Genomic DNA, 21070 nt, shown 5'->3' on the forward strand with positions numbered 1-21070 from the left:
ACTTATGGACGGTTTGACCCTACTCGGATTGGTAACCGGATTTTTGGCAATCATTATCGGCCAGATGTTTGAGGGGGGCGAACTAAATTCGCTGTTGAATTTGCCGGCGCTGGTGATTGTCATGGGCGGAACCATGGGCGCTGTCATGGTGCAAACGCCGCTGTCCACGTTTAAACGCGCATTTAAAATCCTTCCCTGGATTATACGTCCGCCCAAACAGAGTTACGATCAGACGCGTGAACAACTGGTTGATTTAGCAAGGCGTGCCCGCCAATACGGCCTGTTGTCGCTGGAAGATTTCATGGAACAGGAGCCTAATCCACTCATGCGGCAGGGCCTGGAGTTACTGGTCATTGGCGTGGACAAGAAAACCGTACGCCAGATCCTGGAGGCCGAAATTGACCGCCGCGAAGCCCATGATCTCCATGCCGCGCATGTCTTTGAAAGCATGGGCGGCTACAGCCCTACCATCGGGATTCTCGGGGCGGTGCTGGGTTTGATTCAGGTCATGAGAAACCTGGCGGAACCGGGTGAATTGGGTGCCGGTATTGCCGTCGCCTTCGTGGCGACCATCTACGGCGTGGGGTTAGCCAACCTCATGTTTTTACCCATTGCCAATAAAATCAAGAGCTGTGTGGCCAATCAGGTTCATCATGATGAGATGCTTGTCGAAGGCCTGGTGTCAATGGCCGGCGGGGAGAGTCCAAATATGCTAAGCTTAAAATTGAATAATTTTGGACAACATCATCAAAATGCGAAAAAAGAGAAACAAGGCAGTTCAGCATGAGGACACGCATCGGTGGATGGTTTCATACGCCGATTTCATTACCCTCCTGTTTGCGTTTTTCGTGGTCATGTATGCCATTTCCTCCGTCAATGTCTCCAAATACAAAGCCCTGTCTGAAGGCATGAACTCTGCGTTTAATTCCAAAGGGGTGGATCGCGCCCCAGTGCAATTTTCAACCAACAGCAAGGAAGGGAAAGCCTTGCTGGAAATGAAGGGCAGCGAGAATGAGCAATTCAATGCCCTGGAGAAGTCCCTGTCTGAACTGCAGGATCCGGATATGAATATTCACAGTGACAACGGCTGGGTGGAGCTTGATATCAAAGCGGGCGCACTGTTTGACAGCGGCAGCGCTGATCTGAAACCGGCCGGCATCGTCAAATTAATGAAAATTGCGGAAATTATCAAAAAAGTACCGTATCCTATTGCATTGGAAGGGTATACCGATAATGTACCCATCAATACGCCGCAATTCCCGTCTAACTGGGAGTTGTCCACAGCTCGGGCTGCGGCTTTAGCGAGGGTATTGACGATTTACGGTGTGGATCCTGGTAAAATCACGGTCACAGGCTATGGCGAACAATACCCTGTCGCTGACAATACCTCAGAGGATGGACGGGCTAAAAATCGCCGTGTTAATCTGATTATTGCCAAAAACAAGACAGTGCCCCGGTTTTTAAACCCGGATTTGAGCGGCAAAAAAGTCGAATCGCTGGATGCTGGAAACCTGAATCTGTCTCCGGGCGAAAGCCATCTGCAGCCAATAGGCAAGGAGAGTCAATGAGTTTAATCGTCGTCATGGAGTTGTTATTAACCTTAGGTCTGGCCTATGTCATTTATCATCAGCGACAGCAACTGCTGGATGTGGAAAAACGGCTTCAAACCCTAAGCCAGGCCATGGCTCAGCATCAGCTGGAGCAGGCCGCGGTGGTGAATGCCGACTTGGTATTTGCCAAAAAATTGACGGAAATTAACAGCCAGTTGGTCAGTATGGACAATCAGCTGCAATCCCTGGAAACCAAGCGTGATAATGACGGTGGTTATCAACATGCATTAAAAATCCTTGAAATGGGCGGCAACAAGGATGAAATCATCAGCAGCTGCCATTTATCCAACGCGGAAGCGGAATTGCTGATGAATCTGCATGCCTATCGGGCGGTGATAAAAACCCCGGCCTGAGTTCTCTTCAGCCCTGCCAGGGGTAAACTGCTCAATCGCTCAATAAAACGGTACAGGTTTGATTAAAATCCGCCAGATCCGGATGGGTGGTTGCCTCACTGGAGGCGCTTTGGTTAAAAAAGGAAAGTTTTTGTTGATAAAGCCTTTCATTGCAGCGCAACAGGGTTTGATTTTCTTCACGTAACGCGTGATTTTGCGCGATAAGCGCTTTGTTTTCGAGTTCCAAACCCTTTATTTTCTCCTGCGCCTCATTTAACTGGGCCTGCTTTTTTTCATCCTCCGACCGAAGCTGTGCCAAATCGGTTAGGGTTCGCTGTAGATCGTCATCCAGTCCGCGAACAAGTTGAACTAATTTTTTTTTAATTCGTTTTTCCGACTCCTGTCGCTCCAACGCATAGCGCTGAAAGACGGGCGACTTGTTTAATTCGATTAAAACCTCGGTAAAGGAAGGAAGTCGCGGGGGGGCTTCTGTTCTGGCTTTTTTGGTCGGCTCATCGCTCAGATCGTCTGTTGCTTTTGTTTTCATGTCAGGTTCCTCTTAAAGCCAGCTTTATAACACAAAAAGAATAAACATTAAACTAAAGGTTCGTATTTAAATCTATCTGTGTTTTTATTATTCGTCTCTTAAGCTTCCGTTAATGTATCTTTGATAACCTTTCTGTCCGTTATTTGGTGTGAGCCGTTTCATGCAAAGCACAACCAGTATTTACGAGCAGATTAAGCAGGATAAAAAATCTTACCCGGGGGTGACACTGTCTTACAAAGGGGCGCTGTATACCCCGGATCATTTTGAGCAAGGCAAATACATTGATCCTAATCCCAATTTAAGCCCGCTGGCGGCGTTTACCGAACGATTCAAAAACATCGGGGCTCTTGTCATTCGATTCCACCTCGGCCAGGGGCAGCGCGCCGGATTACTGCAGCAGGTGGCGGAATTTGACTATCGTGAGAATCCTGTTGAGCGCCCGGCCCATGGCGATGATGAGGCCAACCTGTTCTTCAGCGAAATCGAATCTACCCATCCCAAGGCGGTAGGGCAGTCGCTGGAATTCATCAGTCATTTGCCTTTGGGACGTTCAAAATTATTGAATGAACGGGCTCAACCGTTGGTGCATGTCAATCGTCAGGGTACTTATGGCGAACAGGGGCTTTGGGATATTCTTCATGCTCCGGTATGGAATGTGGGTCGTAATCTGCGCTATGAATTAACGAAACAGGGATTTATTTACCTGACTTGTCCCGCTGAGTTTTCTCCGAAAGACAGGGCCTTGTTGGATTTCGCACTTCGCACTTCCGGTAAACCGTTTGCCCTGGTGGTGGAGCAGTTCGCTGCCCAATCACAGACAGCGGCCATCAGTAAACTGCGTTTCTACCTGGACGATAAGCAGGAGTTTACGCGAGAGGCCAATGGCCTGGCGATTGCCACTGACAAAGAATTTGCTCCTTTAGGCTGGATTATTCATGAAAAAACCGGCGACATCCTGCCTCAGGAAATCACCGAAGACATTATTCGCGTTACAGCGCTCGCCGAGGGCGGCTTTTATGAGAAGCGCTCGACTCAGCAAAAATTGCTGCAATCGGGAAACCTGGTTAACAGCAGCGGTCTGGGATTGTTCATCCAGAATCAAGCCTTTAATGCCATGTACGTGATTTTTGATTACTTGCAACAATACCAGTTTGATCCTCGACCGCTGTTAGATACGTCGCTTCAGGTGGTTTATAACCGCCTGCAGGCTGCATTAAAAGATGACCCTTCCGTCATCGACGATTTCTTAACCGGTGCTTTGCAGGATGAGATGGTGCAGCCGCTTAAAGTCAGTCAACCGCGCAGTAAACGCACCGTTTTGCCTGTCCGGTTTACCAATCCATTTGCTGTTATTGATAATAATCTTAAAGCCATCGCCTATGCTTTCGAACTCAAAGACAGTGCAGGACAACCTGTTTTCCGTCCCTTTGATGACATGGCGGTAATTGAACCACACGATCAGTTGATTGATGTGAAACTCAACGGCATGCTGGTTTTGCCCTCATTTAATACTGGCAGCCATGTGGCTTCAGTCTTGTCAACGGCCTTGCTGGTTGCAGAGCAGATGATCGTGGAGCAGCTGCTTCCAGATGCCGTGACAAAAGGCACTGACAGTGATTTTAACACCCTGTTAAAAGCCCTTGAGCTTAAAGACACCAAGGCTTTTTCCCATTTCATGGCCCTCCTTGCCCATTTTCCCGAGGAGGATAAAAGACCGGTGGTAGGTGCTCAGTTTGATTATTGCCAACCCGTCTTGCATTATCTGCGAAAGCTACTCGATTTTGATAAGCTACCGGGTTTGATCTGCCGTTTTGCAGAACCGGGCATGAGTACAGAAGCCGTTCTCAAGCACTTAAAGGCAGAAGAGCTTGAGATTCTGTGTCACGCATTACGGACGCTTTACCTCATTGGCAATAGGCTGCAGCAGTTCCCATTGACCAGTGCTCAATCGGCAGCGTCGCGCGGCATCAATGCGGGGTTGGAACCTTTGATTGCTCGTTTATTCCCTTCATTAGCGAAAGAATTATCGATTGATGCCACCCACAAACGGTATGCAGAAGTCGACTTGCCTGATCCGGAAAAAATGAAAAAACGATTGTTGGTCAAAAACCTCGATAAGTGCCCTTTCTTTAGTCAAAAAACAAAAGGACCGTTGCTGGAAGAAAACCAACAAGGACTGCAAGCGTCACAACAGGAAACGAAAGCCAAGTCGGATGCAACCCCGCCTTCGCCGGGCTTTTTCAGTCACGTGAGGGAGTATAAAAGCACCATTGGCTTTGTTGTCGGAGCGGCGGTTGCGACGGCAGGTATTATTTCAACTATGTGACGCTTCCTTCAGCTGAGCTGGGCCTAACGCCCAGCGTCCCTCCATTGCCTCGCGCATAAATAAAAATAGACAGCATCACCAGGCCCATGCCCGTAAGCTGCAGCATCGACAAGCGTTCCCCTAAAGCGGCCCGGGCGATAAGGCCTGTGGCAACAGGCATGAGGGCTGTGGACAGGGAGGCCAGGGTGGCATCATTCCGGCGTGAACCGAAATACCAGAAGACATAAAACAAACCCGAACTTAAACCCAGAAGCAGGACGAGGGCTGCCAGGAGAGGATGCCATGGCAGACTCGGCCAGTTTAACAATCCCACTGGCAACAGTAAAAGCGCATTGATGCCGTTCATTAAGGCAGACAGCAAAAACACCGGCAATTGCACGCTTCGCCACTGGCAGAGCAGATAATACGCAGCTTCTGGCAGTAAGGATAAGAAAATCAGCGCATCCCCGCGCAGGGAATGATGCGATGTATGAAAGGAATTGCTGGCAAGGCATACAAGGCCCAGGCAAGCCAGAGCAATGCTGGCTATTTTTTGTTGAGACAGCCTTTCTTTAAGAAAAACAAAGGCCAGTAAGGAAATGATGGCGGGTAAAGCGCTGGTAATAATGCCGGCGGCCGCCGCATGGGTGTAGTGCAGACCAAGTAACATCAAGCAATTAAACAACAAACCGGCTGACAGGGCTTGGGCGATTATTAAAAACCACTGCCCTTCAGGCAACGATTGAAAATAATCAGCCACTGTGCGTTTTCTTGCCGGTGTTAACCAATGCAGGGGTAAGAGCAGCAGAGCGGCTAAACTGAAGCGCAGCAATAACAAAAACCACGCAGGACTGTGAGTGAGAAGGTATTTGGAACAAACAATGTTCACGGCCACCATGGTTTGCGCGGCGACAAGCCATAAAAAAGGGATTAAACGTCTGGGCATTCCGGCATCTCGGTAAAATAAAGAGACCTAGTTTACTTTCACCGGGACAGGAATCCCTTACCATGAAACCGCATTCGCTTTGCTGAAAAAATCATGTCGCCATTGCCTGGGCGAGGTGCCGGACCAGGCTAAGAAAGCGCGGCTGAAGGCAGCCAGATTCTCATAACCCACGTCCATTGCAATGCGTTGCAGGCTGTGAGGCGAGGTCGTCATCAGGGTTTGGGCGGCAAGCAGGCGCTGGTCGCGCCAGTATTGTCCCAGTGTTTGTCCCATCGCCTGTTTAAAACGACGCTGTAGCTGACTGACGCTCAAATGGCAATATGCCGCTGGCCGGGCGAGCGAAATGGGTTCTCGGTAATGCCGGTCAATCCACTGTTTGGCCAGCAGCACCCGTTGATCCAATAAGGGTTTTAAATCCTCATTCAAGGCGGCAAGCAGAGTCTGAACAATGGCTTGCGTGCTGTTGTGTCTTGTATTTTGAAGAAGGTAATGGTGGATGAATTTTAACAAATGCCCAAGCATGGGATTGATGGTCAAAAACGCAGGTTGTGTTGTGGCTATCCGTGGAGGTTGTGGCAAATCCATGACTAAAAATAAATTGTCCTCACTGCCGGCAAAACCATGTTGATGCGATGGCGCAATAAAGGCGGCGCGATTTTCTGTTAACAGGCCGCCGCGGTGATTGATTTCAATTTCCAGACTGCCCTGCAGGGGAAACACGTATTGCGCATAGGCGTGGCTATGACTGTGGGTTTCCTTCGAGTAGTGCCTGAGCTCAAGCGCAGGGTGGCTCAGGGAGTCGGCGTGCGGAGTCAACATAGGGTTCGTCTAAAAATTAATCATCCATAGTATAACGCCTGTTCAGACGGAAGGAATAGCCCCCTCTGCCTCACAGAAAACGAACCTCGCTGTTAATCTGCTAATTTATTGCGCATTTTTTATGGGATTGGCTGGTTAAGAGGCGGCTTTCCCTGTAAACTAGCGTGTTTGAATTTATTTTACTGGAAAAAGCATGTTAGAAGTGAACCAGATTACTTTTAATTTAAGCGATTTGAATGACCGCATTCAAGCGCTTCGGGGGTATCTTTGAATTCGATAATAAACGGGAACGGCTTGAGGAAGTAGTTCGCGAACTGGAATCGGCTGATGTCTGGAATAATCCTGAACAAGCCCAGGCCCTGGGTAAGGAAAGGGCTCAACTGGAAGCCGTGGTTCATCAGCTTCAGGATTTAAGCCAGAGCATGGTGGACTTATCCGAGCTTTTTGACATGGCCCGCGCCGAAGAGGACGAGGGCACCATCAGCGACATCACCCAGGAACTGGAAAAAGTAGAGAAACAGGTCGCCGATCTGGAGTTTCGCCGCATGTTTTCGGGCAAAATGGATCATGCCAACGCGTACCTCGACATTCAATCCGGCTCCGGTGGCACGGAAGCGCAGGATTGGGCGGAAATGCTTCTGCGCATGTACCTGCGCTGGGGCGAGCACCATGGCTTTCAGTGTGAACTGATCGAATGTTCAGCCGGCGATGTGGCCGGTATCAAGAGTGCCACCATCCATTTCAGCGGTGAATACGCCTATGGCTGGCTGCGAACGGAAACTGGCGTGCATCGTCTGGTGCGCAAATCGCCCTTTGATTCGGGCAACCGCCGTCACACCTCTTTTTCGGCTGTGTTTGTTTCACCGGAAGTGGATGATGACATCGACATTGAAATCAATCCCGCGGATTTACGCATTGACACTTACCGCGCTTCGGGTGCCGGCGGCCAGCACGTAAACCGTACCGATTCGGCGGTAAGGATTACCCACGTGCCGACAGGCGTTGTTGTTCAATGCCAGACTGACAGAAGTCAGCACAAAAACAAAGACCATGCCATGAAGCAGTTACGCGCCAAGCTTTATGAATTGGAAATGCAAAAGAAAAACGCCGAACAGCAGGCTCTGGAGGCGAGTAAATCGGACATAGGCTGGGGTTCGCAGATTCGATCCTATGTGCTTGATCAGTCGCGCATTAAAGATTTACGCACCGGCGTTGAAACCAGCAATACCCAGGCCGTTTTAGACGGTGATCTGGATCAGTTTATTCACGCCAGTTTGAAAGCAGGAGTAGGGGCAGCATGACAGAAGAGATTTTAGATGAAAGCGAAGTCTACCAGATTCGCAAACAAAAGCTTGGCGAGTTGCGTCAACAGGGCTTTAATTTCCCCAATCATTTTCATCGCCAGCATTTGGCCGCAGAGTTATTGAAAGATTACGACGGGTTTGAAAAAGAGGCATTAGCCGAACAGGCAGTAAAGGTAACCATCGCCGGCCGAATTGTGTTGCGACGCATTATGGGCAAGGCGAGCTTTTTCCATATTCAGGACGTGTCCGGCCGAATCCAGGTTTATGTTCGTCAAAATGATTTGCCGGAAGTGTATGACCAATTTAAACATTGGGATTTGGGTGACATTGTCGGCGTCAACGGAATATTGTTTAAAACCAATACAGGTGAACTGACTGTTCATGCCGAGCAGGTTGAACTGCTGACCAAATCCTTACGTCCTTTACCGGATAAATACCACGGGCTGTCCGATCAGGAAATGAAATACCGCAAACGGTATGTGGACTTGATAGCCAATGAAGAAAGCCGTAAAACCTTCCTCATGCGCACCCGCCTGATTAAAGCCTTGCGCCAGTTCATGGATAATCATCAGTTTATGGAAGTCGAGACACCGATGATGCACCCCATTCCGGGCGGCGCATTGGCACGTCCTTTCGTCACCCATCACAACACCCTGGATATGCAAATGTTTTTGCGCATTGCGCCGGAACTGTACCTTAAGCGGTTGGTGGTGGGTGGTTTTGAGCGCGTGTATGAGATTAACCGCAATTTCCGTAATGAAGGCATTTCCACCCGCCATAATCCTGAATTCACCATGATTGAGTTTTATCAGGCCTATGCCGACTACGATGATCTCATGGATTTCACCGAACAATTGCTGCATTTCCTCTGCGATGAGGTACTGGGCAGTCGTCAGGTAAACTACCAGGACTGGATCATTGATTTTGCCAAACCGTTTGCGCGAATGACGGTGAAAGAGGCAGTTTTACACCACCATCCCCACATTCAGGGGGAACAATTGGAGCGTGTGGATTCCTGCCGCGACATCCTGAAACAAAAAGGGCTTGGGTTTAAACCCACTGACGGGTTAGGTAAACTGCAAATGATTCTTTTCGAAGAAACGGTTGAGCATTTACTTATTCAGCCGACCTTCATTACCGGTTACCCAACCGAGGTGTCACCGTTGGCCAGGCGCAACAACAGCAATTCGGAAGTCACCGATCGTTTCGAATTCTTTATTGCCGGACGCGAAATTGCCAATGGTTTCTCAGAATTAAACGACGCGGAAGATCAGGCAGAACGCTTCCACAGGCAGGTGGCCGAAAAAGAGGCTGGCGATCTGGAAGCCATGCATTTTGACAGTGATTACATTGAGGCGTTGGAGTATGGTATGCCGCCGACTGCCGGAGAAGGGATTGGGGTGGACAGGCTGGTCATGCTGTTTACCAATTCACAGTCCATCCGCGATGTGATTCTATTCCCCCACTTACGTCAATTATAAAAAAAGCCCTCTCCGTGCATCGTGGTGAGGGCTTAACCTGTGTTACTGCACAGTAATATTCAGTAAATCGTTTCGGCTGGGTTGCGAGCATAAAAATTGACTCGGCACATTGCCGCCGCCCGCCACCGTTTTACAGATTTCAGGGCCATTGTGCACGCCGTTTGCAAAATTGGAATTAAACACCAGATTTAAAAAACAGCTTTGCCCATGGGCAAGGACAAACGGATTCTGGCAGGCATTAGGGCCTGCGGTGATCTGCTGAACACCAGTGAGCGGAACCACGGTTAGTTCGCGGGTAATCAGGGTATTGTTGGTGACCAGGTATTGGGCTCCCACGATATCCCCTGGCGCAATCAATGCAGGTGGTCTTACTGTGTTGACAATACTGAATTTGGGCTGCGTCCCGGCATTGCCTAACGCAGAAAGCAGAATGAGTCCGAAGCCGAAAATGCCAGGTATCCTTTTTTTCATGACCGTGTCCCTTAGAAAAATGTTAAGCGGTGAGGAGTCTCCCATTGGGTGCCTCCTGTGTCGAATCTTATAATTTCACTCCTTTTAAGCAAAAGCAACTGCCAACCGTTGCGCGGTTGTCCTGAATTAATCCCCAGAAGCCGCTGCCTTTAAGCAGGTGTCGATGGTAACCCGGTAAGCCGGAAAAACGTTACGCGGTAGTCAATGCCCCTGGCGCTCAGACAGCGCGTGGCAATTTTTATATTTTTTCTGACTGCCGCAGGGACAGGGTGCATTGCGGGAAATGGTGCGTTTATGCTGAGGTTTCGCATAAAGCGGTTTATGAGCCGCTGTGTAAAGCCATTGTCCCTCCAGGCGCATGAATTCACTGCGTTCATGAATGGCCTGTAATTTGCTGCCATCCCGAAGGCTAGCTAAAAATTCAACATAGCCCCGATCCGGATTGTCGGAGTCGAGCGTGCAGTTGACCACTTGCAGGCCAAGCCAATGGACTTTAGCGGCCCACTGCGACACCTCGTGTTCATTAAAGCCAAGCAAGGGCTCACCTTTCATGGTGTTTTTAATGTAAGTCATGTTGGCTTGTGTATACGCCGTGTAGCGTGAGCGCATCAGGGCTTCAGGGGTAGGCGGGCGCTGCAATTGCTCAAGGTATAACCCGCAACATTGCTCGTAGTCTTTCAGTGAGCCGCAAGGACAATCAGCCATTCATTCCTCCCGCAATAGTACTTTGATGCCAATAATATCATGAGTATAATCAAGACGTTCATATAAAATGCCAGGAGGTTAAGTGCTCCCCGGCGTGTTGTCCATTTGTAAAGGAATAACCAACCATGATTACACTGTATCAGTTCCCCTGCCATTGGGGTTTGCCCAATGCCAGCCCCTTTTGTTTAAAGCTTGAGACCTACCTGCGCATGATTGAAATGCCTTATGAAATCCGTTTTGTCATGGATCCGCGCAAGAGTCCAAAAGGAAAGCTGCCCTGCCTTAAGATTGAAGGTGATCTGCTTCCTGACAGCGAACTGATCATTGACCACCTGAAGGAAAAATACGGCGATGTACTCGATGGCCGGCTCCGTGATGATCAACGTGCCTTAATCACCCTGCTGGACAATGCCTTTACTGAACGCGTGTACTGGTTCATGCTGTATTACCGTTGGCAGCAGGACGCGGGCTGGGCTTTTGTAAAAGAGGGCTTTTTTGGCAAACTTCCATGGATTGCCAGGCAATTTGTCCCCAACAGTGTCAGGAAAGCCACCCTTCATGCGCTCCATCAGCAGGGGACTGGTCGCCACAAACCGGAAGAGGTGTTTAAACTCGCCACAAAAACCCTGGATGCCATTGCCATAACCCTGGGTGACAAAAAATACTTCCTCGGTGACGAGATTACCAGTATTGATGCAACCGCTTTTGCTTTCCTGGTCAATATGGTCTGGGTCCCCTACGAGGATCCCTTAAAATCCTATCTGCAAAAATACAGCAATATTTTGAATTATTGTGAACGAATTTGGAACATTTTTTACCCTGAAATTGAGAGACCATTCCCGTTGGTGAAATGATTGTCTTTTTCCTGAATCGTAGCCAGGATATTTACTTTGCAAGCGTATTTTATTTTGTTAAGATTTATTTGCATAAATAACAACAGAGGTAGAAAATGCCTATTATTAGTGGGAATCGTTTCCAGAAAAAAGAAAAAATCAAGGCTGAAATCAGCAGTGAAACTTTCGAGAAAATCAATGCTTATTGCGCCTGGGCAAATATTGATGACATTGGTTTTTTCATTGAAGAAGCAGCCGGTTTCGTTTTCAACAAAGACCGTGAGTGGAAAAAATTAAAAAAACAAGCCAAAAAACGCTCTGAAACGACTTCAGCCTGATTTAAAAGAGCGGCACGTCAAGTGCCGTTCTTTTAACTGCATTATTTGCCATCCTTGCCTTAAATTAAGCCTATACTATTGAAGATATCTTCAATAGCCATTTTCGCTGCAATTGTTTTCACCTCAAGCAATGAAATTGTGGATTATTTTTCCCAGGGAGGGAGTATGAAGCATACACCGTTATGGAAAGTAATCAGTGCCAAAACCCGGTATTATCCTGAACTGACTCAATCGATTGATGTCGATGTGGCCATTATTGGCGGCGGAATAACCGGGGTGACTGCGGCCATGGAGCTGATCAACAGCAAAAAAACTGTTGCCCTTATTGAGGCGCACCAATTGGGGGGCATGACAACCAGCCATTCGACAGGCAATCTGTATGTGCCGGTACAGCCGTTGTTTCAATCCATCGTCACTCGCTTTGACGAAAAAACAGCCTCACATGTCGCGCAGGCGCGGCAGATGGCCATTGATTACATTGAAAAAAACAGCCAGAGCGGCATTGAGTGCCAATTTGCCCGCCGCCCTTGGTTTACTTATTTTGATAATAAAGCCAATGAAGACGCTTTCGTCCAGGAAATTGAAACGATAAAGAAACTGGGTGTCGGCATTGAATACACGAACCAGCTCCCGTTTAATCTGCAATTCCATCAAGCGGCGGTGATCCCTAATCAGGCGCGCTTTAATCCCTGGCTCTATGTGTTGTCTATGGCCGAACGTCTGGCGGCGAAAGGGTGTTTAATCCATGAACGAACACGTGCCTTGGCCATTGAGGAAAAGGGAGGGTGTATCGTGCACACGGACAAGGCAAAAATCCGATGTGCTCAGGTGTTCATGGCGACTCATACGCCGATTAATATCAACGCGGTGCAAACCTTCACCGCGCCTTATCGCAGTTATGTCATTGGCGCACCGATGAAAGAAGCCCCGGATGCCCAGATAAAGCAATTTGATGCCCCGCATTACAGCATCAGTACCCATGCTCTGCACAACCCTTATCCGGAAATGGTGCTGGTTGCCGGTAACCATCATAAAACCGGGCAGGAAAATTCAGCCACAAGCCGATACCACACGCTGAGAACTTTTCTACACGAGGAACTGGCGGTGGCTGAGGTTGCGCATTATTGGTCGGCACAGCATTTTCAATCGGCCGATCACATCCCCTACATCGGCCTTGCCAGCCGGCATCACAAGCAGGTGTATATGGCAACCGGGTATTTTGCAGATGGCTTGGTGTATGGCACACTGGCGGGATTACTGATTGCTGATTTAATCAGTACCGGGCAGAACAAGATCAATTGTTTTGAGTCCACGCGGACTAAATGGCTCGCCTCCTTTGGCTTTTGGCTTAAGGAGAACGTGAATGTTTTTGGACAATATTTAAGCGATTTGCCCCAAATTGCCGCCAAAGGCTATGCTGAGGTCGGTCAGGGAGAAGGTAAAATTTTAGAGTTTGACCGCGAGAAATGGGCGGTATCGCGGGATGATCAGGATCAGGTGCATGTGGTGTCGGCCGTATGCACCCACATGAAATGCGTGGTGCATTGGAATGACGCGGAAAAAACCTGGGATTGCCCTTGCCACGGCAGCCGGTTTTCGCCGCAGGGTGACGTGCTCGAAGGGCCGGCTACCAGAAACCTGCGGCCTAAATAATAACAAGGAGGTATAATCATGCTGGTTTTAGCCATTATTGTGTTTGTGTTGGCCGCGCTGTTAGGCCTCTATCTTGCGAGCTTCATTTTAACCAATAAGAACACACCCAAAGGTGTGGCGCTGATTCATGGCGGTTTTGCCTTGTTAGGTGTTCTACTCCTTATTGGGTATTCGCTGATGTATGATACACCCGTCTGGGCGCTGGTGTTCTTTGTGCTGGCGGCCATGGGTGGTGCGTTCATGTTTTATCTTGATTTGACCGGTAAAACGATAGCCAAGGTCCTGCCGTTAGGGCATGGACTTATAGCTGCCATTGGCTTGGTGCTGTTAATCCTTTATGTTTATCAGGGCCATTCATCATGAAACCAAAAAAACGCTACCTTTCCTGGTCGGCCATTTTTGCCGGCGCCGTGGTTGGGGTGGGGCTTAATTTCCTGCTCAATCTCCTGTCGCTCGGAGTAGGACTCAGCAGTTTTTCGATCGACAGCGAAGGCAATACCTTTTTTTCCTTTTCAGGCTTCCTGTGTTTTTGCCTGGCGGCCATTTTAGCCATGTTTTCGACCGGCTGGGTAGCTGGAAAATTAACGCCGGTGGTGGTCAAGGCCCGGGCCTTTGGTTTATTAATCGGGTTTATCGCCTGGTCAATGCTGCTCATCATGACGATTATTTTAATCACCAACATGATTCAGTACGCGGCATTTCATTCCAATTTTACTTCGAATCTTGTGGCTATCAAATTAACCAATGATGCACCCATGCTGACGGAAACCGTGGCTGATACCAGGAAAAAATCGCCGCTTCACATCAACATCGAGACGCGCAAGAAGGTGCTGACCTTAAATGCCTTTCTAACCTTTGTCCTGTTTTTTATTGGTGCCCTCAGTGGTTGTGCGGGAGGATTTGTAGGCTATACGCGGTCGCCAAAAACCAACAGCGCGATCGGGGATAGTCCATGAAAATCATGATCCTGGGCGCCACCGGTTTTCTTGGCGAACACGTGACGAAACGATTGCTGGACAGTGACCATGAGGTTCTTTGTGCCGTTCATCATCCTCACGAGGTTCATAACCAATTCCCGAAAGCGGAGGTGATTGCCTGCAATTTTTTAGAGGACACTGCCCCGGCAATCTGGTTGCCGAGGCTTGAAGGCGTGGACGTGATCATTAACTGCGTCGGCATTTTTTATCATTTCAACAAGGCCGTGATTTGGACCCTGCATTACCTGGCTCCTAAAGCCCTTTACACCGCAGCAGAAAAGCAACAGGTAAAAAAGATCATCCATGTGTCAGCGCTCGGCATTGAACGGTATGACACAGAATATGCCAGAAGCAAGCTGGCTGCAGAAGAATGGTTAAAAACCTCGACTATCCCCGCCTGCGTGCTTCGACCGTCGTTTATTTATGGTCAGGGCGCCCGTGGCGGTATTGCCTTGATGGCCAGCCTCGCGTCCTTGCCTTTTATTCCTTTACCTGGCCATGGTGACCAGTATTTACAACCCATCCACATCGATGATTTGAGTGAGGCCATCCATCAGTTGGTGGATAAACCCTTATCGCGGTTTGAAATGTTAACGGCTGTGAGCAGTCAGGAAATCAGCATCAGGCAGTTGTTGCTGAGCCTGCGATGCTGGTTAAAGCTTAAGCCCACGTTCATGGTGCCGCTGCCGCTTTGGCTGTTAAACATCGCCGCGTGGTTTGGCAATTTCATCTCGGGTTCGCGCATTAACAGTGCAGCGCTTAAGATGCTTGAAAAAGGGAATACCGCCAGCCGGGATGAAGCCCTTCATTTTGAACAGACAACCGGCGTTAAACCCAGACCGTTTGAAGACGGGTTGCGGCAAACCCCGGGTACCAAAGGCGATCGCCTGACCGCCCAGTTTCTGGTGTTGACGCCATTGCTCCGCCTAAGCCTGGCGTTCATGTGGATTGCCAGTGCGCTGACCAGCTTTTTTTACGGTAAGGACCATTCCTACACGTTGTTATCAGACATTGGCATCTCTTCAGCATGGCAATCCGGCTTACTCCATGGTGCAGCCACCCTGAATGCCATCATTGGTATGGCGCTGCTTTTGCACATCAAAACCCGTTTATTTTGTTGGGTGCAAATGGCGGTTATTTTGACTTATACCGTTATCATTTCCATCGCACTGCCTTATTTGTGGTTGGAACCGTTTGGCCCGGTAGTAAAAAACATACCCATTCTGGTGGGCATTATAATGTTGTGCGTTTTGGAGAGGGATTAATGCTCTATTTCTGGCTTAAATACATCCATGTCTTAAGTTCCACCGTTTTATTTGGCACGGGTCTTGGAACGGCCAGCGTAATGGTTTACGGGCACTGCACCAAAAACGTTCCTTTGATGGCCGGCATCAATCAATACGTGGTTTGGGTTGACTGGTTGTTTACCGGTTCTTCGGGTGTTGTTCAGGTGGCAACAGGACTGTGGATGGTGTATCTCGCGGGTTATTCCTTTACTTTATTCTGGATCTGGGGGGCCATAATCGGCTACACCGTCACTGCCATCTGCTGGTTTATTGTGGTGTATCTGCAAATTCAAATAAAAAACATCACGGTGGAGGCAGCCAGGACCAATCAAGCGCTGCCGCCTGCTTATTACCGCCATTTTAAATGGTGGTTTCTATTGGGCTGGCCGGCCTTCATCAGCCTGTTGTTTGTTTTTTATCTGATGGTGATGAAGCCGGTTTCTGTCCTAGCTTTGTTTGGGTGAAAAGGTTGGAATTTGAATGCTCATGAGATTACTGCCCGGGCTGTGTGGTTTAAAAAACAGGGACGGAGTGCCCTTGGGCTGGGATGGATGGTCTATGGGATAGAACACCAGGAGAGAATCAAGCTGAGACATAAGAAAGTCCATCAGAGGCTTTAGTCTGAGATTGGATGATAACATACCATAACGGTCTTTAATGGCTTCGCGCATCTCCCTGTAGAAACAGTAAAATAGATCGCTGCGGCTGCCTTCTGCCTGGAGGTGGGCGATAACCGTGCGCAGGCGGCCAAAAAGCGTGCCGGCTGCTGCCATTAACTCAGGCTCCAGTGAGGTCGTTTCAGTCTCAAATTGACTTAGGGTCTGACACAATTGCAAATAACATTCGGCCTCATTTTGATGTTGAGAAAAACCCAGGGCAATGCTGGCGCAGGGCGTTTTGGTTTCTGCAAGAAAAGCGATTTGCTTATCGTTTAAGTGAAATTTCCTCGCGCGCACAATTCCCCTGATCTGGCAAGGTTCTTTATGGGTGAGCTTAACTAGAGGAAAATCAGAAAAACCAGCCTCGATGGCTTCAATCAGCGCACGGGCTTTGTCCACGTCGTCTACTCTAACCCGGATGACATTTTTCTTGAAATAGGCAGCCAAATACTTGATCGGTTGTTGCCTGGCATACTGTTGAGGCGTATCAAAGCAACCTTCTTCCATCAGAGCGGCTTTCATCTGCAGGTTGGTTGTGTCTGCCAATGCGGTGAGTATCTCCTTTTTTAATGTGGGAGACTGGCTGCGCTTTTTGTAATATTCCACAATAATTAAGGACTTGTCGCCATTTAGCAGCAATGAGTCATAATCAATATCCAAACCCAATTGAGCTGTAATCAGGATGGCAGATAGCGCCATGGCTGTGTCATTCTTACCCAACTCCGTGCTGTTAAGGTAAGGGGAGAGCTTAAGTTGAGTAATCATCTCATCGGTTAAAACGCTGATCTTTTCCCTGTCTTCTTTCAAAAGGTAACATTCGCCAGTGATGCATTTAAGCATCTGCGGCATCGACAGCACTCGTTTTAGAGCAATGAGATCGAGGCGCTCCCGGGTGGGCATGGGCGCGCGAAAATTCAACCAGGGCAGGTAAGTGGGGGTACCGCCGCACAGGAAGGTCGCGGGCATTGTCGGGTTGGTGTCTGAAAACCCGAAGTCAATGAGGCGGCATTGACCGTTGGCATCCATGACAATGTTCTCCGGTTTGATATCGCCATGGCTGTAAGCAGTACCGGATTTTGAACTCAAGCCCCGATGCAAAGCATCCAGTTGCAGGCAAATGTCGATTGCGATTTGCAAACGGCGATTATTATCCAGCACGAGAGGAAACACACCCTGATGCGGGTAGAGTCCCAACGACGCATGGATCCGTTTTTTTAAGGGTTCATCCACCAGGGTGTCGCAAAGCGCCTGACTGATGTAGGGGTATTCTCCGGCAGCAATGGCTCGGATGATTTTATTCGTCGGTGTCTGAAAACAATAGTTTAAGCCCTTGTCCGTTAAGTAGAGATAGAGCGTATTCTGTCTAATCTCGCTATCCAGGGGCGGCTTTTTGCAGAGACGGGGTGAAAGGTTCTTTTCTTCGCCGTCGATGTGAGTCTTTAAACGCTCAAAATCGTTCAAGGTATTTCGAAAACGGGCCTCAATGTCAGGGTAATCTTCATTCACCGGGAGGTCAAGCTGTCTTAGGGCATCGCCTCCTTTCAGTTGATGAGTGGTATTTTCCATGAACTTGCATTGCAGTTTGTTGTCTTTTAGGTAAAGGTAAAGCGTACGGCTGTCGAGGCCCTGATCAAGTGGTTCAACGAGGCATACCTGCAATTCGTAGTTTCTTAATAATTTAGAGAGCGATACCCCGAGATTCGCCTGGTGAGTATAAAATTTATTTTTATCAGAATGTTTGACTTTTCCACGCGAGAAGGGGATGTCATTGTTCAGCTTGAGATCCTTTAAAATCACTGCTTCCTTCGGCGTTTCATTCTCTGTCTCTATTTTAACAACCGCAAGTTCCCCTTTTTTATTTTGTATGAATTTTACCTTTCCAAAACTTCCCTGACCCAGAATGGCTTGTGGTGTTTTACCCTGAGCCAGGGCAAAAATGTCGCCATCCATTTTGATAAAGGAATGAAAGGTATTACTGACCGTGCCGGTTTCGTCTGATGCATAAGTATTAAAAAGTTGAGGGCGTTTGGAGCGGGCGACGACTTCTCCTGAGGGTGTTCGCACAGCAGAATAGGGTAGAACCGTGCCATCGGGTTTATTGCTCAACTGCTATTCTGCGACTCGCCATTCTTCAGAGGATAAGTACATGATTCCGGGATTATATATAAACAAGCGGCAAATTTTACATGGTAATGCTTAAGGGGGTATTAAATAAGCTTATTATGTGTAGCCTGAGAGAGGCGATGTAAGCTGTTCAAATCAAAAAAAAAAGCGAGTGCTATTTATTGTTTATTTTTTGAGCCATGATGGCGTGGCCGGTGGTCAAGAGAAAGAATTCCTGCATTATTCGCAAAAATTGCTTGACAGTCATTGAGGGCCTAATTAAACTTCGAATCTCAATTTTAGGGGCTATAGCTCAGCTGGGAGAGCGCTTGCATGGCATGCAAGAGGTCGGCGGTTCGATCCCGCCTAGCTCCACCATCAACTCGTGGGTTGATGAATAAGTTCCTGGTCCCCATCGTCTAGAGGCCTAGGACATCGCCCTTTCACGGCGGTAACGGGGGTTCGAATCCCCCTGGGGACGCCATTTTTGGTGTGTGTTACAAATCGCGTTACAAAGTCAGGGTCCCCATCGTCTAGAGGCCCAGGACATCGCCCTTTCACGGCGGTAACGGGGGTTCGAATCCCCCTGGGGACGCCATCGTTTTGCAACGATGGCCTTTATAATCGTTCAAAAATCGTTCTCGTATTAAATCCAAACAAACGTTCATGCATGCGGTATGCGTATTCATCCGTCATGTTGGCTATGTAATCGCAGACAATACGAAAGGCTTCCTGATCACTGCGCGCTTCATTAAACAGTTGTCGGTTTTTCATGTCGAGCAGGCTGCCGGGGTTGGAACTGATGGCTTCAAACAGGCGAAGCACGACCGTTTGTCCGCCGTATTCAAAGGTTCTCGCCTCCTGAGAATCAATCACATGACGATAAATGCAATCCATTAAATAACCTAATAATGCCTGGGCTTCAGGGATTAAAACCATGTTGTGCTTTAAGAGATTGTCATTAAAATCAGGATTTATAATGCGAACCTGTGTTGAGGTAATGAGGTAATTGACGATTTCACCAATGGCTTGTTTGCGCAGAAAGATCTCGCTGGCGAACAGGTTGTCAAGCAACGCTGCCTGTTCGCGGCCCAAAGGCGTTTCTTGAAGCAACTGCCGGAAGGTGTCATTGTCTAATTGCTCCCGGTCAATGAGGCGTAAATGAATGGCATCTTCCAGATCATGCACACCGTAGGCAATGTCATCGGCGATGTCCATGATGGAGCAATCAAAGGAATGGTAGGCGGCTTTGCCGTGTTGGCGGCCTGACGGATTGGATTGCAGGGATTGGAACAGGGTTCGATCCTCTGCGCAAAACGGCGACAGCAACCAATCGACTTCCGGTTGTTCACAGTCAAAATAGGCTTTAGGCGGTAGCCAGTCATTGATGCGGATGGTTTTATGCATCATGGGCGCATGTTCGGGCCGTTCAGGGGCGACTACCTGGCTGCGGCTGACGGGGTATTTAAGCAGCCCAAGCAGGGAGCGGCGTGTCAAATCAAGGCCAAAGGCGCCGTAACTGTTTTCTACCTTGGTCAGCAGGCGCAATGTCTGGCCATTGCCTTCAAAACCGCCATAATCCCGCATCATGAAATTAAGCGCGACTTCGCCGCCGTGGCCAAAGGGCGGATGACCAATGTCATGTAAAAGGCAGATGACGGTAATCAGGTCGTCGCTGGGCAGAAGGCTCAAGACAATGCCTTCCTTAAGGTTAGTCGCTAAATTACGCACAATGCTGTGCCCGATGGAGGCGACTTCCAGGGAGTGGGTGAGCCGGGTACGATGAAAATCGCCCTCGTCGGTGCCTAAAATCTGGGTTTTTCGCTGCAGGCGTCGAAACGCCGGGCAATGGATGACCCGCGTTCTGTCGCGTTCATAAGGGTCACGGTGATCGTGGGTGCCGCGTTGATGGATTTGCCCGGAGCGTCGATGAGTCCACATAAGTCAATTCAACCAAAGGAAATGGAATACTTTATGCTATCTTTGTTATAGAACTCAAGATTTCAACTGCAACACAGGGAAGAATAAGAAAAAGGGGGTATTATGAATCGTTTACAACGACTGGTTCTTGGTTTGGGCGCCGGCGCCTTATGTTCCTGTACGGTCAATGACTCACCCGATTACAGCCAGTATGCGTCTTACAATTATTCCGAGTTGCAATACAGCCAGACTTATGATGTCAATCCGGATAACTACTCACAATATCCCCTCACCGGCAGCGGCATGGTGACGGTTCCCGAAAGCTACCACGTGGGCGCTTACCATTCACCCACACGGGCTAAGGATCGAGACAGAAATTGGGTCAGTAACCAGAATCCCCAAGGGTATACGATTGAAATAGCCAGTGATCAAAAAGCCTCGAAAGTGGCTGGCAAACTGTATAAAGCCCCTAAAAATGACCGCATGGCGGAAATCAAATACCATCAAAATGGCAGTACCTACTATAAAGGCCTCTATGGCAGTTACAAAAGCTACGAAGAAGCACAAAAAGCCTTAAATGCCTTGCCCGACGATTTAAAGCAAGGGGCAGGAATTAAAAATTGGGGCAGCGTGCAAAGCAACATGGCGGACTGACGGGTTCGCCTGATTTCATTAATCTGCAGAGACTTAAATTTATCTCATCGATTTTTTCACGGACTGTTTGCATCCGCTGATGTGTTACTTGTTGACATTTTGATATAAAATTATTCAGATAAAGGAT

Annotated in this window: 21 protein-coding genes and 3 tRNA genes; 17 read left to right on the forward strand and 7 right to left on the reverse strand. The window is 48.6% G+C overall.

The genetic code is table 11. The annotated features are described in order from the left end of the window. Positions 1–4 precede the first annotated feature (4 nt). The 3 genes from GH742_RS05025 to GH742_RS05035 are packed head-to-tail and all read left to right on the forward strand — an operon-like array spanning position 5 to position 1963. A complete protein-coding gene (locus tag GH742_RS05025; RefSeq protein ID WP_203456369.1) occupies positions 5–787 on the forward strand; it encodes a flagellar motor protein in 783 nt (260 codons plus the stop codon). Further along, on the forward strand, positions 753–1568 hold the full coding sequence (locus GH742_RS05030) for a flagellar motor protein MotB (RefSeq protein ID WP_203456370.1): 816 nt from the start codon (positions 753–755) through the stop codon (positions 1566–1568). The genes GH742_RS05025 and GH742_RS05030 overlap by 35 nt, the downstream gene beginning before the upstream one ends. Continuing rightward, positions 1565–1963: a DUF2802 domain-containing protein gene (locus GH742_RS05035; protein ID WP_203456371.1), complete on the forward strand. Its 399-nt coding sequence runs from the start codon at positions 1565–1567 to the stop codon at positions 1961–1963. The genes GH742_RS05030 and GH742_RS05035 overlap by 4 nt, the downstream gene beginning before the upstream one ends. A 31-nt stretch (positions 1964–1994) precedes the next feature. Here the strand turns inward: GH742_RS05035 and GH742_RS05040 are convergent, their stop codons facing one another. Continuing rightward, on the reverse strand, positions 1995–2489 hold the full coding sequence (locus tag GH742_RS05040; RefSeq protein WP_203456372.1) for a hypothetical protein: 495 nt from the start codon (positions 2487–2489) through the stop codon (positions 1995–1997). A 160-nt stretch (positions 2490–2649) separates the two neighbouring features. Here GH742_RS05040 and ceg17 point away from each other — a divergent pair, with 160 nt between their 5' ends. Continuing rightward, complete coding sequence (gene ceg17 / locus GH742_RS05045; protein WP_203456373.1) at positions 2650–4815, forward strand: Dot/Icm T4SS effector Ceg17; 2166 nt, start codon at positions 2650–2652, stop codon at positions 4813–4815. Here ceg17 and GH742_RS05050 read toward each other — a convergent pair. Together GH742_RS05050 and GH742_RS05055 are read right to left on the reverse strand one after the other, a co-directional pair. Continuing rightward, entirely contained in the window at positions 4808–5740 is a 933-nt protein-coding gene (locus GH742_RS05050; RefSeq protein ID WP_203456374.1) for a DMT family transporter, read from the reverse strand. The two genes, ceg17 and GH742_RS05050, sit on opposite strands and share 8 nt — an antisense overlap. 57 nt (positions 5741–5797) lie before the next feature. After that, positions 5798–6559 (reverse strand): AraC family transcriptional regulator, encoded by a 762-nt coding sequence (locus GH742_RS05055; protein WP_203456375.1) that lies wholly within the window; start codon positions 6557–6559, stop codon positions 5798–5800. 193 nt (positions 6560–6752) lie between these two features. On the opposite strand from GH742_RS05055, the gene prfB reads away from it, so the two are divergent. Together prfB and lysS are read left to right on the forward strand one after the other, a co-directional pair. Continuing rightward, a protein-coding gene (prfB, locus tag GH742_RS05060) for a peptide chain release factor 2 (protein WP_203456376.1) occupies positions 6753–7860 on the forward strand; the annotation gives its coding sequence in 2 pieces (ribosomal slippage) (positions 6753–6827 and positions 6829–7860; 1107 coding nt in all). Next, complete coding sequence (lysS, locus tag GH742_RS05065; protein ID WP_203456377.1) at positions 7857–9344, forward strand: lysine--tRNA ligase; 1488 nt, start codon at positions 7857–7859, stop codon at positions 9342–9344. Before prfB ends, lysS begins: the two co-directional genes overlap by 4 nt. 42 nt (positions 9345–9386) lie before the next feature. Here lysS and GH742_RS05070 read toward each other — a convergent pair whose 3' ends face one another. Both GH742_RS05070 and GH742_RS05075 read right to left on the reverse strand, forming a co-directional pair. Then, entirely contained in the window at positions 9387–9815 is a 429-nt protein-coding gene (locus GH742_RS05070) for a hypothetical protein (protein WP_203456378.1), read from the reverse strand. A 201-nt stretch (positions 9816–10016) separates the two neighbouring features. Next, positions 10017–10520, reverse strand: a complete 504-nt coding sequence (locus GH742_RS05075) for a YchJ family protein (RefSeq protein ID WP_203456379.1) — start codon at positions 10518–10520, stop codon at positions 10017–10019. Positions 10521–10645: 125 nt separating this feature from the next. Between GH742_RS05075 and GH742_RS05080 the strand changes: the two genes are divergently transcribed. From GH742_RS05080 to GH742_RS05110, 7 genes are all read left to right on the forward strand, one after another. Further along, positions 10646–11374, forward strand: a complete 729-nt coding sequence (locus tag GH742_RS05080) for a glutathione S-transferase family protein (protein WP_203456380.1) — start codon at positions 10646–10648, stop codon at positions 11372–11374. Positions 11375–11469: 95 nt separating this feature from the next. Next, a complete protein-coding gene (locus tag GH742_RS05085; protein WP_058525500.1) occupies positions 11470–11691 on the forward strand; it encodes a hypothetical protein in 222 nt (73 codons plus the stop codon). A gap of 165 nt (positions 11692–11856) precedes the next feature. Further along, a complete protein-coding gene (locus tag GH742_RS05090; protein ID WP_203456381.1) occupies positions 11857–13344 on the forward strand; it encodes an FAD-dependent oxidoreductase in 1488 nt (495 codons plus the stop codon). 18 nt (positions 13345–13362) lie between these two features. Next, positions 13363–13707 carry a hypothetical protein gene (locus GH742_RS05095; RefSeq protein ID WP_203456382.1) on the forward strand — a complete coding sequence of 115 codons (345 nt, stop codon included), beginning with the start codon at positions 13363–13365 and terminating at the stop codon, positions 13705–13707. Beyond that, a complete protein-coding gene (locus GH742_RS05100) occupies positions 13704–14300 on the forward strand; it encodes a hypothetical protein (protein ID WP_203456383.1) in 597 nt (198 codons plus the stop codon). Before GH742_RS05095 ends, GH742_RS05100 begins: the two co-directional genes overlap by 4 nt. Continuing rightward, positions 14297–15586, forward strand: coding sequence for an SDR family oxidoreductase (locus GH742_RS05105; RefSeq protein WP_203456384.1), 1290 nt, complete (start codon positions 14297–14299; stop codon positions 15584–15586). Before GH742_RS05100 ends, GH742_RS05105 begins: the two co-directional genes overlap by 4 nt. Then, positions 15586–16071: a DUF2269 domain-containing protein gene (locus tag GH742_RS05110; protein ID WP_203456385.1), complete on the forward strand. Its 486-nt coding sequence runs from the start codon at positions 15586–15588 to the stop codon at positions 16069–16071. Before GH742_RS05105 ends, GH742_RS05110 begins: the two co-directional genes overlap by 1 nt. Here GH742_RS05110 and GH742_RS05115 read toward each other — a convergent pair. Beyond that, positions 16054–18372 carry a serine/threonine-protein kinase gene (locus tag GH742_RS05115; RefSeq protein WP_203456386.1) on the reverse strand — a complete coding sequence of 773 codons (2319 nt, stop codon included), beginning with the start codon at positions 18370–18372 and terminating at the stop codon, positions 16054–16056. The genes GH742_RS05110 and GH742_RS05115 overlap by 18 nt on opposite strands. Positions 18373–18671: 299 nt before the next feature. On the opposite strand from GH742_RS05115, the gene GH742_RS05120 reads away from it, so the two are divergent. The 3 genes from GH742_RS05120 (at position 18672) to GH742_RS05130 (ending at position 18967) form a co-directional block, all read left to right on the forward strand. Further along, positions 18672–18747 (forward strand) — tRNA-Ala (locus GH742_RS05120). A gap of 30 nt (positions 18748–18777) precedes the next feature. Beyond that, a tRNA-Glu gene (locus tag GH742_RS05125) sits at positions 18778–18853 on the forward strand. Between the two features lie 38 nt (positions 18854–18891). After that, positions 18892–18967: transfer RNA gene (locus GH742_RS05130), tRNA-Glu, on the forward strand. 20 nt (positions 18968–18987) lie between these two features. Here GH742_RS05130 and GH742_RS05135 read toward each other — a convergent pair. Continuing rightward, on the reverse strand, positions 18988–20310 hold the full coding sequence (locus GH742_RS05135; RefSeq protein WP_203456387.1) for an anti-phage deoxyguanosine triphosphatase: 1323 nt from the start codon (positions 20308–20310) through the stop codon (positions 18988–18990). Between the two features lie 102 nt (positions 20311–20412). On the opposite strand from GH742_RS05135, the gene GH742_RS05140 reads away from it, so the two are divergent. Further along, positions 20413–20943, forward strand: a complete 531-nt coding sequence (locus GH742_RS05140; protein WP_203456388.1) for an SPOR domain-containing protein — start codon at positions 20413–20415, stop codon at positions 20941–20943. The last annotated feature ends 127 nt before the right edge of the window (positions 20944–21070 follow it).

It is taken from the genome of Legionella sp. MW5194 (assembly GCF_016864235.1).
Lineage (GTDB): Bacteria > Pseudomonadota > Gammaproteobacteria > Legionellales > Legionellaceae > Legionella_C.

Coding starts and splice junctions, on each gene's coding strand:
- GH742_RS05025 (WP_203456369.1), top strand. CDS start 5: ATGGACGGTTTGACCCTACTCGGATTGGTAACCGGATTTTTGGCAATC.
- GH742_RS05030 (WP_203456370.1), top strand. CDS start 753: ATGCGAAAAAAGAGAAACAAGGCAGTTCAGCATGAGGACACGCATCGG.
- GH742_RS05035 (WP_203456371.1), top strand. CDS start 1,565: ATGAGTTTAATCGTCGTCATGGAGTTGTTATTAACCTTAGGTCTGGCC.
- GH742_RS05040 (WP_203456372.1), bottom strand. CDS start 2,489: ATGAAAACAAAAGCAACAGACGATCTGAGCGATGAGCCGACCAAAAAA.
- ceg17 (WP_203456373.1), top strand. CDS start 2,650: ATGCAAAGCACAACCAGTATTTACGAGCAGATTAAGCAGGATAAAAAA.
- GH742_RS05050 (WP_203456374.1), bottom strand. CDS start 5,740: ATGCCCAGACGTTTAATCCCTTTTTTATGGCTTGTCGCCGCGCAAACC.
- GH742_RS05055 (WP_203456375.1), bottom strand. CDS start 6,559: ATGTTGACTCCGCACGCCGACTCCCTGAGCCACCCTGCGCTTGAGCTC.
- lysS (WP_203456377.1), top strand. CDS start 7,857: ATGACAGAAGAGATTTTAGATGAAAGCGAAGTCTACCAGATTCGCAAA.
- GH742_RS05070 (WP_203456378.1), bottom strand. CDS start 9,815: ATGAAAAAAAGGATACCTGGCATTTTCGGCTTCGGACTCATTCTGCTT.
- GH742_RS05075 (WP_203456379.1), bottom strand. CDS start 10,520: ATGGCTGATTGTCCTTGCGGCTCACTGAAAGACTACGAGCAATGTTGC.
- GH742_RS05080 (WP_203456380.1), top strand. CDS start 10,646: ATGATTACACTGTATCAGTTCCCCTGCCATTGGGGTTTGCCCAATGCC.
- GH742_RS05085 (WP_058525500.1), top strand. CDS start 11,470: ATGCCTATTATTAGTGGGAATCGTTTCCAGAAAAAAGAAAAAATCAAG.
- GH742_RS05090 (WP_203456381.1), top strand. CDS start 11,857: ATGAAGCATACACCGTTATGGAAAGTAATCAGTGCCAAAACCCGGTAT.
- GH742_RS05095 (WP_203456382.1), top strand. CDS start 13,363: ATGCTGGTTTTAGCCATTATTGTGTTTGTGTTGGCCGCGCTGTTAGGC.
- GH742_RS05100 (WP_203456383.1), top strand. CDS start 13,704: ATGAAACCAAAAAAACGCTACCTTTCCTGGTCGGCCATTTTTGCCGGC.
- GH742_RS05105 (WP_203456384.1), top strand. CDS start 14,297: ATGAAAATCATGATCCTGGGCGCCACCGGTTTTCTTGGCGAACACGTG.
- GH742_RS05110 (WP_203456385.1), top strand. CDS start 15,586: ATGCTCTATTTCTGGCTTAAATACATCCATGTCTTAAGTTCCACCGTT.
- GH742_RS05135 (WP_203456387.1), bottom strand. CDS start 20,310: ATGTGGACTCATCGACGCTCCGGGCAAATCCATCAACGCGGCACCCAC.
- GH742_RS05140 (WP_203456388.1), top strand. CDS start 20,413: ATGAATCGTTTACAACGACTGGTTCTTGGTTTGGGCGCCGGCGCCTTA.